We start from the raw sequence: 16,727 nt of genomic DNA on the forward strand, positions 1-16,727 counted from the left end.
ATGGCGACATTACTCGAACTGAATAAAATTACTCGACGCTATCCCGCAGGTGAGCAAGAAATTACGGTCTTAAAAGATGTCTCCTTGAAAATTAATTCAGGAGAGATGGTCGCAATTATTGGTGCTTCTGGTTCAGGCAAATCCACCTTAATGAATATTTTGGGATGCTTGGATAAGCCTTCTGCTGGGCAATATTATGTCGCAGGACAAAATATTGCTGAACTTGATAATGACCAACTTGCTCAGTTACGACGTGAACATTTTGGTTTTATTTTTCAACGTTATCATCTTTTAAGTCATTTAAGTGCTGAGCAAAACGTAGAAATTCCAGCTATTTATGCAGGAGTTGGTAAGTCTTCTCGACATGAGCGAGCCGAGCAATTATTACAACGTTTAGGGCTAGGGGAACGAGTCAATTATCGTCCTAGTCAGCTTTCTGGTGGGCAGCAGCAACGTGTCAGTATTGCTCGCGCCTTGATGAATGGCGGTCATGTTATTCTGGCAGATGAACCAACGGGAGCCTTGGACAGTCACTCAGGGGAAGAGGTGATGAAGATCTTAAAAGATCTCTGTGCTCAAGGCCATACGGTGATTATTGTGACCCATGACCCTAAAGTTGCCCAGCAAGCAGAAAGAATCATCGAAATCAAAGATGGCGAAATCATTAATGATTCGGGGGCTAAATCTGTAGCAGCCACCTTATTACCAGTAAAATCTACGGTTAGAAAATCATCGATTCCTCAAATTTATGGGCGTTTTAGTGAAGCTTTACTGATGGCATGGCGTGCGATGGTTGTCAATAAAATGCGAACATTGCTCACTATGCTAGGTATTGTGATAGGGATTGCTTCAGTGGTATCCATCATGGTGATAGGTGACGCTGCAAAAGGAATGGTGCTGAATGATATAAAATCAATTGGAACAAATACGATTTCAATTTATCCCGGAACCGATTTTGGTAGCGATGATCCAGAGAATCGGCAAGCACTAAAAGATTCGGATATCACTGCGATAGCCCAACAACCGTATGTGCAGTCAGTGACTGGTTCCATTGAATCTTCAGCTCGATTACGTAACGGCAATATTGATGCAACCGCACGAGTTTCTGGTGTGGGTACAGACTATTTTAATGTCTACGCCGAAAAATTTGCCGAGGGAATGGGATTCACGCCTGAAATGCAAAGTAGACGTGCTCAAGTCGTGGTGATTGATAGCAATACTAAGCGGCGTTTTTTTCCAAACAAACTGAATGTTGTGGGGGAAATATTATTAATTAATAATGTTCCAGCCACTGTGATTGGTGTACTTGGGGAGCAAAAATCCATATTCAGTGCGGGTAAAAATCTTCAAGTTTTTTTACCTGATACGACGGTTAACGGAAAATTATTAAACCGACCTTATTACGACACGATTGTGGTTCGGGTAAAAGATGGCACCGATGCACAGGTAGCAGAGCAGCAGTTAGTCCGTTTATTGACACTGAGGCATGGAAAAAAAGATATTTTTACCTATAACATGGATACGTTTGTTAAAACGGCGGAAAAAACGACACGTACAATGCAGTTATTCTTGACGTTAGTTGCTGTTATTTCTCTCGTTGTCGGTGGTATCGGGGTGATGAATATCATGCTGGTTTCCGTGACAGAGAGAACTCGTGAAATTGGTATTCGTATGGCTGTAGGGGCGCGTACGAGTGATGTTATGCAGCAATTCCTTATTGAGGCGGTTCTGGTCTGTTTAATCGGTGGATTAATGGGGATTGGTTTGTCTTATGGGATTAGTTTGATTGCTCAAATTGCATTACCAGGATGGACATTCACGTTTGATCCCATTGCATTAGTGAGCGCTTTTGCGTGCTCGACAGCAATTGGTATTATTTTTGGTTTCCTCCCTGCAAGAAGCGCTGCTCGACTAAATCCTATTGATGCCTTAGCGCGAGAATAGTCTTTCAATGATCACCATCTCCTCGACATTCGGTTGAGGAGAGCTTCACTCATCACCAATCTAAAAAATTTTTTCATTCTTAAAATTATCTTTATAAATAGAATTTTATTTTGGACTAGAAATAAATGGGATAAATGGGATTTTGTAACAGATTTTTAATGAGATTAACTGCAATGAAGAGCTTATTCGTTTCGGATTAATCCGTGAAAAACAGATTTATCTTTTGAAGATGGCACTTTTTGTGAAATATCTCTAATCTAAAATAGAGTTTTTAAGCCATTAATTTATAGCTTATTTTGTTTTTATTCCCACTATATCGCCCCTGAATTAAATAACCGATAATAAAAAAGGCTCTGAAAAAGATAAATTCTTCTTGCGATTGGGTACCGATCGTGGATATCATTCGCACTACAGAATAAATGAAACCTAGTTCCATTAAATGGAACTTTGCAGAAAGCCAATAAAATATAAGCAAAGACTCTTACACAGCAGGCGTTGAACATGGCAAATAAAGCAGGTGAAGATTATTCTCTGGCTCGAGTACCCCAAAGTGCTCGTCGACCGTTTTATGAAGTATTAATTCTTAGAATTGGCTCACTGGCTTGCGTTTCGCAAGTGATGTTAGGTGCAGCTCTTGGATATGGATTAACGTTTTGGCAGGCGTTTTGGGCGACCATGCTAGGCTCCGTAATTTTACAAGTTGTAAGTTGGGGTTTAGGGGCGGCTGCTTGTCGCGAAGGAATGTCAATCAGTCTACTGTCTCGGTGGGCTGGTTTTGGAAAGTTGGGCTCAGCATTAATTGGGGGAGCGATTGCTATCTCCTTAATGGGGGGGTTCGGCGTCCAAAATGGTTTCTTCGCAGATGGAATGTATAAAGCGACTAACGTGCTAACACCAGGGACCTGGTCGCTTATTACAGGTATTGCGGTGACAGTTATTACGGTATATGGGTATCGATTTTTATCTATTACCGCGAATATCTCAACACCGCTATTTTTATTCGCATTAGGCTGGGCAACTTATAATTTATTATCAGGTCAGGACATTAGCGCACTGATTAATGCCACTGAACCCGCCGGGCCGTTAATGACTATGCCAGCTGCAATCACCATGGTTGCTGGTGGGTTTATTATTTCAGCCGTCACGACACCAGACATCAGCCGCTTTATGCATAAGCCTAAAGATGTTTTCTGGATGACTTTGATCGGCACTTTCTGTGGCGAACTGTTCGTCAACATGATTGCGGTATTGATGGCTCTTGCACTACGCACTAGTCAAGTATTTGATTTGATGATGGCGTTAACAGGGTTGCTTGGTGCATCGATTGTTATCTTCTCAACAATTAAAATGAACGATATCAATCTCTATTCTTCATCCCTTGGTTTTACAACATTACTTAACGCTATTTTTAATAAACGTTTTGACCGCCGTTATTTAACATGGGTAATTGGTATTTTCGGTACCATCGCATCAATGCTAGGTATCTTGGATAACTTTATCAGTTTCTTAATTTATCTCGGCATTTCAATCCCACCGGTTGCCGGCATTATGGTGGTTGATTACTACATATTAAAACGCGAGAGAAAAGAGTTGGATATCACCCGTGAACAGGGGATTTTACCAACTCGTTGTGAAGCTTATAACCCAATTACCTTAATTGCATGGTGTTTGGCTGTGCTTGTCGGATGGGGAACCTCGGCATTAGGCCCATTTGGTGCAGATATTGGTGTTCCAGCACTTAATTCATTGTTAACCGGTGCCATTGTTTACTGGGTTGCGATGAGTTGGTTCGCGAAGGCTCGTAAACAAGATAACGTCCATTTTCGCCAAGTATCTCACTTAGATTAAGGAACACAGGATGACAGATAACAGAGTTAAAGTGGCATTAGCCCAGTTTGATTCTGAGCTGGGTAACAAACAACGTAATTTGCAACGCATGGCTCAATTATGTGAGCAAGCGGCAGCTCAGGGGGCTAAATTAATTTGCTTTCCTGAATTGGCAACAACGGGTTATCGCGGCGATTTGTTATCCAATAAGTTATGGGATTTCAGTGATTCCGAAGGAAGCGAAACTTATTGTTTATTCAGTGAGTTAGCTTCCCGCTTAAATCTCTCTATTGTTGCTGGGTTTGCAGAACGAGGAAGTTACCTCGGCGAAGTTTATAACTCTGTTGGGCTATGGAATCCCGGTTGTAAAACGATTAGCGGCGTATTCCGTAAAGTTCATGCCTTTGGTATCGAAAAGCAGTGGTTTAAAAACGGGGATAGTTTCCCTGTATTTGATACCCCAATAGGCAAAGTCGGTATCATGATTTGTTATGACATGGGTTTCCCTGAAGTTGCTCGTATTCTTACCCTGCAAGGTGCTGAGTTACTCATTGCACCATCTGCATGGTGTGTTCAGGATCGGGATATGTGGGATATCAATACGGCATGTCGAGCATTGGAAAATGGAACTCACCTCCTTGCGGTAAATCGCTGGGGGAGTGAAGAAGATTTACATCTATTTGGTGGCAGCAAAGTACTGGGTCCACGTGGACAAGTTCTATGCGAAGCGACCTGTGATGGCGAAGCGCTATTAATAGGTGAAGTTGATTTTCGTCTTCAGGCACATACTCGATTGAGTGTGCCTTATTTAAGGGATAGAAAGCCACAACGTTATGGCTTACTGATTCAGGAAACTCAGGTATGAGTATTTTATCTAGCGTCGTTGATGTTTATCGCCTATTTTTACGCTCAGGTAATGAGCTAACGGTGACAACATTAGTGAATGAGTTGGGGATGCCAAAAAGCTCTGCATCTCGCTTATTAAAGCAAATGGCGGAGCTAGGGCTGTTAGAAAAAAAGAGTAATGCGCCGATTTATCGTCCCGGTTTATTGGTTATGGAGATTGCGCATCGAGCCAGAGGCATGAATCATCTGATTGATATGGCACTTGAAGCTCTTGATAGCCTGACGAAAGATTCCGGATTTACTAGCTATGTTTCGGCGTTAGATGAAGACAAAGTTCGTGTGGTTCATGCCAGAATCGGCAATAGCATGTTACAGGTAATTACTCAGCCTGGTACTCGTTTACCGATCGCTGGAACCTCAACAGGACGCGCTTTATTGGCGAGATTGCCTGTACATGAACGCGCAGAATTAATTAAGTTAGAGTCGGAAGAACAACAAGCTAGCCTCGATGAGCGCATGAATATTATTTTAGCGCGTGGCTGGGAATTTTCGGTCAATGAGTCAGTTGCTGGAGTTGCTTCAGTTTCCAGTACAGTTTATGACCCATCACAAAGTACATTATATGCTTTGTGCTTAAGTCTTCCAGCATCTCAAATGACCGAAGAGGTTATTGAGCAGCTATCTCAAGATCTTTGCCGTAAGGCTTCTTACCTAGGATGTATGGTTGGAGACCCTTATTGGCTAGAACGTAGTGCCAAGTAGTGAAAGACTGGTAATACTTGTAAGAAAAGTAGTAAAGACACCATAAGTATGTAGTGAGTACCCGCAGTAAATAATAATTAAATATCATTCAAAGTGCGTGAATACGCCTTCACCAGGAAATAAGGTTTTAACGCTTGTTAAAATCTTTCAGGGCGAACGGATACCCCTTTGGTATCTTAGTAGCCCTAAAACTATCTAAAAAAATAATTAGAATTAAAGGAAGTACAATGACTCTAAAGCAAACTCTGTGTGTTTATGAGCTGCTCGATTGTGCAAATGTTAGTGGGAATGATGTTGTTAAATTGTTCCAAGATTTTCCCGCCGTACAAGTCACCTCAACAACAGTGACAGACAGTAAAGGTCAAAGTGACTTTATCCGCATTACCATCCCCGGAACTCAAGGTAAATCCAAAGGTTATCAAGCACCAACATTAGGTATTATTGGGCGCTTAGGGGGAATTGGTGCACGACCTTCTCGTGTTGGTGTCGTCTCAGATGCTGATGGTGCAATTGCCGCGATCACCGCAGGATTGAAGCTTGCACAGATGCAGCAACGAGGCGATAAATTACTGGGCGATGTGATTATCACCACGCATATTTGTCCAAATGCACCGACCCGCCCACATACGCCAGTTGATTTTATGGATTCTCCTCTTGAAGATCAGACCATGAATCAATATGAAGGGATCCCTGAAGCGGATGCGATTTTGTCAGTCGATACCACCAAAGGCAATCGACTGTTAAATCATAAAGGCTATGCGCTTTCGCCCACCGTTAAAGCGGGTTATATCTTGCCTGTATCTGAAGATTTATTACGCTTAATGGAGTGGAGCAGTGGGCAAAATGCGGTGACTTTTCCATTGTCAATTCAAGATATTACGCCTTATGGTAATGGACTTCATCATATTAATAGCATCATGCAGCCTGCAGTTTCGACACTTGCACCAGTAGTGGGTGTTGCGATTTGTACTGAAACGGTTGTTCCTGGATGTTCTACCGGATCCAGTCACGAGGTTGATATTGCAGCTTCAGTGAAGTTTATCATTGAGGTAGCAAAAGAATTTGGCGAAGGTAAATGCTCTTTCTATGATTTGGAACAGTACCAATTATTGACCCAACTTTATGGGGATATGAAGCATTTACAGGATGCAGACTAATAATCGTTTATTTTGCAACTTATCTTAATACCTAATAGCCACAGTTAATTATTTACCCCTTAAAAATAATTAACTGTGCTCTATTACTCAATCATTATTCAACGAGTTGTTTGATTGCTTCATTACTTTCCACAACGGGAATAATGACGTTAGCATGGTTTCCTTTAGGACCGATGATTACACTGAAATTGACTTTTTGCCCTGCCTTGAGTGTGCGGTACCCCTCCATTTGAATGCAGGAGTAATGAGCAAAAATATCTTCTCCGCCATCTGATGGGCAAATAAAGCCAAAGCCTTTCGCATTGTTAAACCACTTAACGGTGCCTGTATCCATATTTTATCCTTTAAGTTTGCCAATCACTGTTTTATATACATGCATAAAATACACATGCAAACTAGGTATAAGTACGAGATTTATCGCTCGCAATTCATACTGTAGTAAATAGCTTTACTTGGTCAAGAGTCGGATTTTGGCATTTCAGCTAAACTGAAAATAATCCGATGAGCGTTTTAAGTTAATTTGTGTAATATTTGAAGTGGATCACAGAATATTGGTCATGTAAGTTATCGCACTTTACATGGTACACTGTCATAAACTGAGAGTTAGCTTACAAATAGCAGATAAAAACTCGTTGGGAGTCTAGCTTTATTGATCGTCCATTTGACTAATGGATACCATTGATAATAAAGACTATGCTTAAATTGTATTTCCACACTGAGCAAGAATACTGAGCAATTAAAGTAATGAGCGATTTTCTGGGCACATTTAAAACTGACACGATTTTTAAAAATGAGGTCGAACAAACACTCCAGCCTCCATCGATGTATAAAGTACTGTTAAATAATGATGATTACACGCCGATGGATTTTGTTGTGGAAGTGTTACAAAAATTCTTTTCTTTTGATGAAGAACGCGCTACACAAATAATGTTAGATGTGCATTTTCAAGGCAAGGGCAGCTGTGGTGTTTATACGGCGGAAGTTGCAGAGACAAAAGCAGCTCAAGTTAATGCCTTTGCAAGGGAACATGAATATCCTTTATTGTGTACTATAGAGAAAGTCTGAATAGTCTTAATATCAATTTGGGGAGGTGCTTATGCTCAATCAAGAACTGGAGCTTAGTCTAAATGTCGCTTTTACTCGGGCGAAAGACAGTCGGCATGAATTTATGACTGTGGAGCACCTATTGCTAGCATTATTAAGCAATATTTCTGCACGGGAAGCCTTAGAGGCATGTAAAGTTGACCTTGTTGCTTTGAGGCAAGAACTCGAGCATTTTATTGCTCAAACTACACCTCTATTACCTGAAAATGATACTCGAGATACTCAGCCAACGCTTAGTTTCCAGCGAGTATTGCAACGTGCTGTTTTTCACGTTCAATCCTCTGGACGCAATGAAGTAACTGGCGCTAATGTGCTGGTGGCTATTTTTAGTGAACAAGAGTCTCAAGCGGCCTACTTATTACGTAAACATGATGTTAGCCGCCTCGATATCGTTAATTATATTTCCCATGGCACGATTAAAGGTGAGGATTCGTCATCTTCAGAATCTGATGCATCTAATAATATGCCACCAAGTGAAGAACAGCCAGTCTCAGAAGACCATATGGACAACTTCACGACCAACCTTAACCAGCAAGCTAAGAAAGGTAATATCGACCCGCTGGTAGGACGACAGGCTGAATTAGAGCGTACTATTCAAGTACTGTGTCGCCGTCGCAAAAATAATCCGTTGTTAGTCGGAGAATCAGGGGTTGGTAAAACAGCTATTGCTGAAGGTCTGGCATGGCGCATTGAGCAGAATGATGTTCCTGATGTTATGAAGGAGTGTACGATCTATTCCTTAGATATAGGCTCATTGTTGGCGGGAACAAAATACCGTGGTGACTTTGAAAAACGATTTAAAGCGCTACTGAAAATGTTAGAAAAAGATCCCAAAAGCATTCTGTTTATTGATGAAATCCACACTATTATCGGTGCTGGCGCAGCTTCGGGTGGTCAGGTTGATGCAGCGAACTTAATCAAGCCATTACTCTCGAGTGGTCGTATTCGTGTTATGGGTTCCACCACTTATCAAGAGTTCAGCAATATTTTTGAGAAAGACCGCGCATTAGCTCGTCGCTTCCAAAAAATTGATATTGTGGAGCCATCGCCGGAAGAGACGGTGAGGATTATTAATGGTTTGAAACCTAAATATGAAGCTCACCATGATGTTCGTTACACCGCGAAAGCTATTCAGGCGGCTGTCGATTTATCGGTTAAATACATTACAGACCGGCATCTGCCTGATAAGGCAATTGATGTTATTGATGAAGCAGGAGCGAGAACGCGTTTAGTGGCGCCAAGTAAACGCAAGAAAACCATCGGCGTTCCTGAAATCGAAACGGTCGTGGCTCGTATTGCTCGTATCCCTGAAAAAACAGTCTCTTCTAGCGATAAAGATCGTTTGAGAACTTTAGATTCTCGATTGAAGATGCTGGTCTTTGGACAAGATAAGGCGATTGAAGCATTGACCGAAGCGATCAAAATGAATCGTGCGGGTCTTGGCTTAGATCACAAGCCTGTTGGCTCATTCTTATTCGCAGGACCAACGGGAGTTGGTAAAACTGAAGTTACGGTACAGCTAGCGAAAGCACTGGATGTGAAGTTGCTGCGCTTTGATATGTCTGAATATATGGAGCGCCATACGGTTAGCCGATTAATTGGTGCACCTCCGGGATATGTCGGATTTGATCAAGGTGGCTTACTCACTGATGCGGTCATCAAACACCCACACTCTGTGGTACTGTTAGATGAGATCGAAAAAGCGCATCCTGACGTGTTTAATATCCTGTTGCAGGTGATGGATCACGGTACGTTAACGGATAATAACGGTCGCAAGGCTGACTTCCGTAATGTGATTGTGGTGATGACGACGAATGCTGGTGTGCAAGAAACCCAGCGCCGTTCTATTGGTTTTGCGGATCAAGATAACAGCACCGATGCCATGTCTGAAATCAAAAAGACATTTTCACCGGAATTCCGTAACCGTTTAGACGGTATAATTTGGTTTAACTCGCTGTCACCTGAAATTATTACCCAAGTAGTTGATAAGTTTATTGTTGAACTTCAAGCTCAGTTGGATGATAAAGGGGTATCGATTGAAGTGAGCCAAAGCGCTCGTCGTTGGTTGTGTGAAAAAGGTTATGACAAGGCAATGGGTGCCCGACCTATGGCTCGCATTATTCAGGATAACCTGAAAAAACCGTTGGCAAACGAACTATTATTTGGCTCGTTAACGAATGGTGGCTCGGTGAGTATCGGGCTTGATGAAACAAGTAACACACTGACATACAGCTTCAATAGCGTGCACAAGGCCTCTCCGGAGGATGCGGTAATCTGACAAAATAATACCACAGGTGTCTTATGCACCTGTGGTCATGTCAGGCCTTGCCTGAAGAGAGAAATCAGCGGCTACGGAAAATAATGCGGCCTTTGGTCAGGTCATAAGGTGTTAATTCAACAGTGACCTTGTCGCCTGTCAGAATGCGGATGTAGTTTTTACGCATTTTACCTGAGATATGAGCAGTCACAACGTGACCATTTTCCAGTTCAACGCGGAACATTGTATTTGGCAGGGTATCCAAAACAGTTCCCTGCATTTCAATATTGTCTTCTTTGGCCATCTAATCCTCTAAAGTCTAATAACCGTGGTTTTTTACGGGCAAGATAATGCCCAAAAACCCACACTAAGTAAAGAAGTGTCGCATTTTAAAGCGATCTTTCTTTAGTGATAATGGGAATAAAGTTACTGAAATATCATCAAGTTTCACTTATAAAGTGGTGATATTTCAAATGATTTCGGCAAATCTATTGACTGCGGTAACCAGCAAGCTGGGTTGATCCGTTGGTCGCGCCACCGATAAAGAATATGCAAAAAATCCCTACGGGATATTTCTTTTGCGCCGAGTGAGGCGGTGTGGTGGTTAAGTACCTGACAATCAAAAAGTTGCCCATTATAGCGCAAAAAATGAAAATAGAATGTAATAAAAGCACATTTGGATGCATCATTCATTCTACTGAACATCGATTCACCACAAAATAGGTGTCCTACGTTAACGCCATACAGCCCACCGACTAACTTATCGCCATGCCAAGCTTCAATGGAGTGAGCGATACCTTCTTCATGTAATGCAATGTAACCTGCTCTAACGGAAGGTAAAATCCATGTTCCTTCTGCTCTAATTGCACAAGCTTCAATGACTTGCTGAAAAGCGTGGTTAATCGTAATCCGATACGGCGACTTTTTTAAGGTTTTTTTCATTGAGCGACTAATATGTAAGTCACCAACTTTTAAAACTGCTCGCGGATCGGGGGACCACCAGAGAGGAACTTCACCGGGGTTAAACCACGGAAAAATTCCATCATAGTATGCAGATTGTAGTCTTCTAGACGAAAGGTCGCCACCAATGGCCAGTAAACCATTAGGTTCCCGCATCGCTTCGGATACGGGAGGAAACAGATAAGAATCATCATCGAGTTGGTACATGGCTCACCTTAGTGGGTCTGTTGAACCAAATGACGCTGACGGAACTGATAATAACGACCTTGTGCAGTTAACAGTTGTTGGTGAGAACCTTGTTCAATGATTTCGCCATTATCCATCACACAGATAGTATCCATCAGCTCTAAACCTTGCATACGATGGGTGATCACGATCAGCGTTTTATCCGCACATTTTTGTTTCAATAAGCTGAGTATTTGTTGCTCTGTTTGTGCATCTAAGCCCTCAGTTGGCTCATCCATTAAGATTAGTGGGGTATCATGCAGCAGTGCCCGAGCGATACCTAAGCGGCGTTGTTCGCCACCAGACAGTTGACGACCACCTTCACCCATCCAAGCGTTTAGTTTCAGCTGATTATCCAATAAATTATCTAAGCCAACCTGAGTTAACACATCAATGAGTTGCTCATCAGTCGCGCGTTCATTTGCGATTAGCAAGTTATTACGCAGTGTATCGCTGAATACATGGACACGTTGTGGAACCACCGACATGATGCTACGCAGCGTTAGCTCACTGTATTCTTGGATAGATTGCCCATTAATTGAAATTGTTCCGCTATCCACATCCCATGCACGAGTCAGCAGTTGAAGTAAGGTTGATTTACCACAACCCGTTTTCCCTAATAAAGCGAGATGTTGACCTTTATTTAATGACAGTGACACGTTTTTTAAAACAGCAAAAGGTTGCTCTGGGTAGGTAAAACTCACATTGTCGATAACTAAGCTTTCTAAATTATCGAGATTTTTACCGTCAGGCTTGAAGGTTACTTCAGGTTTTGCATGCATCAACTGGGAAACGCGAGTAGCAGAGGCAATAACTTGCCCCATATGTTGGAAAGCAACGGCAACCGGACCTAATGCTTCAAATGCGGCAAGGGCACAGAAGACGAAGAGGGCGATTAAGGCTCCAGGTTGAGTATTTCCACCCACATGTTCCGCAGCCATCCACATTAAGAGGGTTACAGTGAACCCAGAGGCTGCCAAAATAATTGCCTGTGATAACCCTGTCAGCGCTGCTTGCTGCTGCTGACGAGCTTGCCAAGTGCTTTCAATGGCGAATAAATGCTGGCGGAAGCGTTCGGTTGCACCAAAGAGCGCCAATTCAGCTTGCCCTTGCAATGCGGATGTTAAGACGGTGCGATAATTGCTACGCAATTCAGTTAGCTCACGTCCAATTGGTTTTCCTGCACGATAAAATACCCATGGCATGGTGAACAGTAAAAATAGCATGACACCACCGAGCACCCATGCAAGACGAGGATCGAGGAAACTTAATCCAAAAATCAGGACAAAGGTGACGAAGAACGCGGTAATGATTGGTGATAATACGCGTAAATAGAGATGGTCGAGGGTTTCGACATCCGCCACTAATCTATTGAGTAGATCTCCTTGGCGAAAACGGCTGATCCCGCCGGGAGATAACGGTAGAACTTTACTGAAGGCGAAAACACGTAAATGAGCTAAAACTTTAAACGTTGCGTCATGGCTCACTAAACGTTCAGCGTAGCGTCCCGCTGTACGGAATATGGCGGCTCCACGAACACCCGCGGCGGGGAGCATGTAGTTAAAGAAATAAATTCCGGGGAAACCGACAATCGCTGTACCTGCTAAAAACCAACCCGATAGCGTGAGAAGCCCAATACTGGCGAGTAACGTGACAATAGCCAGAATAATCCCTAATGAAATTAAGAACCAATGGCGGCGATAAAGCGCTAAAAAAGGTAATAATACTTTCATTTTTAGAGCTCCTCATGACGGTGAGCAAGTAGTTGGGCAAAAGGCCCTTCAGATTGACTCAGTTGTTGATAATTGCCACGTTGAATTATTTGCCCATTTGCCATCACCCAAATTTGGTCATAGCCGACGGTTTCTTCCAATAGATGCGTGACTAACAAAGTAGTTTGCTGAGCAGATAACTGATTCAGAGTCTCCATAACGCGTTGTTCGCTGTGGGCATCTAAACTTGCCGCCGGCTCATCTAATAAGAGTAGACGAGAAGGTTTTAATAATACACGGGCTACAGCGACACGTTGAGCTTGCCCGACCGATAATCGAGCGGCATAGTCACCAAGGCGGGTATTTAAACCATCCGGTAGATTGGGTACAAATTCAGCTACGTAGGCTTTTTCAATCGCAGATTGAATTTCCTTGTCAGAAGCCTCCGGCTTGCCTAAACAGATATTCTCAACCAAAGTTTGTTCGGGTAAATGTGGATTTTGACCTACCCAGCCTACCAGTGCTCGCCATTGTTCAGGTTGCAGTTGGCTTAGCTCGTGACCATTAATGGTAATGGAGCCACGATAAGGTAAGAAGCCAAGTAATAAGTTGAGTAGGGAGCTTTTACCAGCACCACTTTGCCCTACTAAAGCAATACGTTGCTGTGGTTCGATAGTAAAATCGAGGGGACCAGCAAGGCATACACCATCATGGGATAAGACTTCTAATTGTTTGGCTTCAATACGAATGGGTTGGTCATCCAGAACCAAACTTCCCTGTTGCTGTTTTTCCTCACCATGGCTCTCAAGTAAAGTAACCAATGATTCGGCTGCGCCTACGGCTTGTGCTTTCGCGTGATAGTAAGTGCCTAAATCACGTAATGGTTGGAAAAATTCAGGAGATAAAATGAGCGCAAGGAAACCGGCAAATAAACTCACACCTAACCCATAACTACCGAAATTGATTTCTCCTAGATAGGAGAAACCAAAATAAACAGCCACGACGGCGATCGATATAGACGCAAAAAATTCTAAAACAGCGGAAGATAAAAACGCCATGCGCAAAACTTCCATTGTTCTAGAACGAAAATCTTCAGTGGATTCACGAATTTGGTTTACTTCTGCCTTCCCACGGAAAAACAGTCGTAGGGTATCTAAGCCTCGTAATCTATCGAGGAAACTACCACTTAAGCGGCTCAATGCTAAGAAGTTTCGGCGGTTAGCATCCGCGGCACCTAATCCAACCAGCGCCATAAAAATGGGGATCAGCGGAGCTGTAACGAAGAGAATTAATCCGGCAACCCAGTTAAACGGGAAAATGGCAATGAGGATCATGATTGGGATGATCCCTGCTAAATACATTTGGGGTAGATAGCGAGAATAATAATCTTGCATATCTTCAATCTGTTCCAAAATGATGGTTGCCCAGCTGCCCGCCGGCTTACCTTTCACCCAAACTGGACCTAATTCTTGGAGTTTATCTAACACCATCCCTCGAACCTGTTGTCTGATAATTTGACCACAGTGAAAGCCAACACGCTCTCGGATATAGTGAACAATAGCTCGTAGGGCGAATACGCTAATCAATAGAGCGAAGTCCGTGAGTAATTGTTCTCGGGGGATATGGTCCATCATTAGGGCTTGTAAGATTACAGCCAAGAACCAAGCTTGAGCAATAATCAGTAAACCACTTACAATGCCTAATAGCATAGAAATTCGGAGCCAACGTTTAGCCGGAGCGCTATGTTGTTTTAACCAACGCACCAATTCAGTCTGTCTTGATTTATCCATAATGATTTAGTTAGCAGGTGTAGTTTTAATGTTATTGAGTACTGTTAGACGAGGCAAAAAAAAGCCTAATCTAACGACATTTTTCCTTATCATAACAGCTTCTAAGGGATATGTTGCATAATAAAAACGGGTTATTTAAATAGAACAATTTTTGTTATCGATATGTTTTATAAAGGTAAATTATAATGAAGCTAAATATGAAAGGTTTTGAGTTAGCGGGGGATGTTACCGTTATTATCGATGAAAAATAAGGTGGCTTAATTTAGATTTGTTAAGCCACCGACATTTTATTGAAGAAATAACTCTGAATAGGTAGAAAGTATTTCTATTAATTTATTCAGTTGTAATTTCTAACCACGCTTTGGTTTTTAACTGGTATTGACCGTTAAGCAGTTTGTCCCATGCAGCCTTTTTGCTCGGAATATCATCAAAATGTGTTATCTGCTCTTCGATAACGTTCCAAGTGTCTGCCGTGGATTGCCAAATAATGCACTCATAGTTAGATATCTCAGCTTCACTATGGCACATCACAATGTCATCGTGACCATCTTGATTGACATCTGCCATAAATCCAAGACAACTCTGAGGGATATAATAATTGGTGCAATACCAGCTGCCACTAATATCGTCTCCCATGGAAAACCAACTTTGAGGGATGGGTTTACTATTTTTCGCCATCACTAAAACATCTTTCAGCAACTTTTGATTTTCTGGTGAATAGTCACTGGTTTTCAATAGCATTTGATATTCAGGATTTTGGTTCAGTTTTGCGAGCGCGTCTTGGCCTCGTTTACCGAGGTTTTCTAGGTCGTAACCCAAGGTACGGTTAATCTTAATTTTTCCTTGCTCAATTGCAGACATCATGCTGTTGACTGTGATCTTTTCGAAATTCGCAATTGGACTATTAATGATGAGGATAATGCCAATCAAGCTGCTTATTGCCACTTTGTTGATAGAACCTAAGGAAAGTGACCAACTCTGTCTTTTGAGAAGGATGGCAATACTGTAGGAGAGGATGATTAATGCTAGGAATATCGCGATGGTAAATGCATACAGGCGGCTCACACTCCAACTGTATTGATTCACACGAACTAAAATGCCATATAGCGAAAGGGCTGAAAATGCGTTTAATAACACAATGCTAGTCAGTACAAAACTATTAAAAATGACACCAAATTGCTGACGATGGGTTCCATCACCATAGACGGCATTAATAAAAATGACATTTAAAATGATAAAGCCAAGCATTGTGCCTGAACCTAATTCAGAAGAGGTAAAACGCACATTTGTTGCTAGCGATATAACGAAGCCAATTAAGAAAATAATGGCAACAACGCTGAGTAGTGGTAAGAAAAATAGAGAGAAGTATCGGACTATATTATTCAACTGCATTACGAGCTTGGCACGAAGAAATAGCAAGCTGATGTTAAATCCCAATAAAAATGCCACCCAAAGTGTATATTCGCTGTCAAGAAGATGGCTGAGAGCAGACAGATTTACAATGGAAAATAAGAAGCTGGCTTGCTTCACAATAAGCGCTAATAATCCCCCAATGGCACATGACGTAATACCGAATAAGGTATTACGAAAATAGTAACCCACTAAACAACCATAATTCGCTTTCCATGTCCCTGTTGCTTGGTAGTTCTGCATCCAGGGTAACAAGAAAAAAATTAGCACAGTTAGCGTGACACCGACTAAAAAGGGGTCCCTACTGCTGGAATATTCCAAATCTACGCTTTGCCAAGTATTAATCCAACAAGCCAGAACAATCACGAGAATGATGTTTAGATAGAAAGCGGATTGTTTAGCATTGGTAATCAGGAAACTGATTACTGAGGGTACAAAGATAGCCAAGATCAGAGGTAGGTAAGCCAATGTTGGGCTTAATTCGATGCTGGTACGCGTGGAATAATCCAAATTGGCTGTAATGATGATGCCTTGAATGATGGCTAAGATCGAAATAATGACGTAAGCAAGCCGACTAATCGGCTCTTTTTGTGTTTGTGGATCCATGCAATTCCCTTATTTAATTAGTATCGTTATCGGATTGAGTATAGGGAGTGGATTTAAGGCGTAATATAAACTTGCTCCTAATTAGGGAATAAAAAAAGCGCCTTAGTGGAATTAAGGCGCTTGAGTA

The 16,727-nt window shown here is 42.1% G+C and carries 13 protein-coding genes; 7 read left to right on the forward strand and 6 right to left on the reverse strand.

The genetic code is table 11. From position 1 onward, the window contains the following. From macB to PR761_RS04780, 5 genes are all read left to right on the forward strand, one after another. A complete protein-coding gene (macB, locus tag PR761_RS04760) occupies positions 1-1,944 on the forward strand; it encodes a macrolide ABC transporter ATP-binding protein/permease MacB (RefSeq protein WP_039854333.1) in 1,944 nt (647 codons plus the stop codon). 501 nt (positions 1,945-2,445) lie between these two features. Next, positions 2,446-3,792, forward strand: a complete 1,347-nt coding sequence (locus PR761_RS04765; protein ID WP_154611017.1) for a purine-cytosine permease family protein — start codon at positions 2,446-2,448, stop codon at positions 3,790-3,792. A 10-nt stretch (positions 3,793-3,802) separates the two neighbouring features. Next, a complete protein-coding gene (locus PR761_RS04770) occupies positions 3,803-4,636 on the forward strand; it encodes a nitrilase-related carbon-nitrogen hydrolase (RefSeq protein WP_154611018.1) in 834 nt (277 codons plus the stop codon). After that, positions 4,633-5,379 (forward strand): IclR family transcriptional regulator, encoded by a 747-nt coding sequence (locus PR761_RS04775; protein ID WP_006812624.1) that lies wholly within the window; start codon positions 4,633-4,635, stop codon positions 5,377-5,379. Before PR761_RS04770 ends, PR761_RS04775 begins: the two co-directional genes overlap by 4 nt. Positions 5,380-5,606: 227 nt before the next feature. Beyond that, positions 5,607-6,536, forward strand: a complete 930-nt coding sequence (locus tag PR761_RS04780) for a DUF1177 domain-containing protein (protein WP_039853963.1) — start codon at positions 5,607-5,609, stop codon at positions 6,534-6,536. 94 nt (positions 6,537-6,630) lie between these two features. On the opposite strand, the gene cspD is transcribed toward PR761_RS04780, so the two are convergent. Beyond that, positions 6,631-6,870, reverse strand: coding sequence for a cold shock domain-containing protein CspD (cspD, locus tag PR761_RS04785; protein ID WP_006812622.1), 240 nt, complete (start codon positions 6,868-6,870; stop codon positions 6,631-6,633). 410 nt (positions 6,871-7,280) lie between these two features. Here cspD and clpS point away from each other — a divergent pair, with 410 nt between their 5' ends. Further along, entirely contained in the window at positions 7,281-7,601 is a 321-nt protein-coding gene (gene clpS, locus PR761_RS04790; RefSeq protein WP_006813616.1) for an ATP-dependent Clp protease adapter ClpS, read from the forward strand. A gap of 31 nt (positions 7,602-7,632) precedes the next feature. Further along, positions 7,633-9,918, forward strand: coding sequence for an ATP-dependent Clp protease ATP-binding subunit ClpA (clpA, locus tag PR761_RS04795; protein WP_006813615.1), 2,286 nt, complete (start codon positions 7,633-7,635; stop codon positions 9,916-9,918). Positions 9,919-9,982: 64 nt separating this feature from the next. Here clpA and infA read toward each other — a convergent pair whose 3' ends face one another. The 5 genes from infA to PR761_RS04820 form a co-directional block, all read right to left on the reverse strand. Then, positions 9,983-10,201 carry a translation initiation factor IF-1 gene (gene infA / locus PR761_RS04800; protein ID WP_006813614.1) on the reverse strand — a complete coding sequence of 73 codons (219 nt, stop codon included), beginning with the start codon at positions 10,199-10,201 and terminating at the stop codon, positions 9,983-9,985. 143 nt (positions 10,202-10,344) lie between these two features. Then, positions 10,345-11,064: a leucyl/phenylalanyl-tRNA--protein transferase gene (gene aat, locus PR761_RS04805; protein WP_006813613.1), complete on the reverse strand. Its 720-nt coding sequence runs from the start codon at positions 11,062-11,064 to the stop codon at positions 10,345-10,347. Between the two features lie 8 nt (positions 11,065-11,072). Next, positions 11,073-12,815: a heme ABC transporter ATP-binding protein/permease CydC gene (gene cydC, locus PR761_RS04810; protein ID WP_154611019.1), complete on the reverse strand. Its 1,743-nt coding sequence runs from the start codon at positions 12,813-12,815 to the stop codon at positions 11,073-11,075. A 2-nt stretch (positions 12,816-12,817) separates the two neighbouring features. Continuing rightward, on the reverse strand, positions 12,818-14,584 hold the full coding sequence (gene cydD, locus PR761_RS04815; RefSeq protein ID WP_154611020.1) for a heme ABC transporter permease/ATP-binding protein CydD: 1,767 nt from the start codon (positions 14,582-14,584) through the stop codon (positions 12,818-12,820). Between the two features lie 333 nt (positions 14,585-14,917). Then, on the reverse strand, positions 14,918-16,600 hold the full coding sequence (locus tag PR761_RS04820) for a DUF7057 domain-containing protein (protein WP_154611021.1): 1,683 nt from the start codon (positions 16,598-16,600) through the stop codon (positions 14,918-14,920). Between the last annotated feature and the right edge of the window lie 127 nt (positions 16,601-16,727).

The organism is Providencia sp. PROV210, from assembly GCF_028479445.1.
Taxonomy (GTDB): Bacteria; Pseudomonadota; Gammaproteobacteria; order Enterobacterales; family Enterobacteriaceae; genus Providencia; species Providencia rustigianii.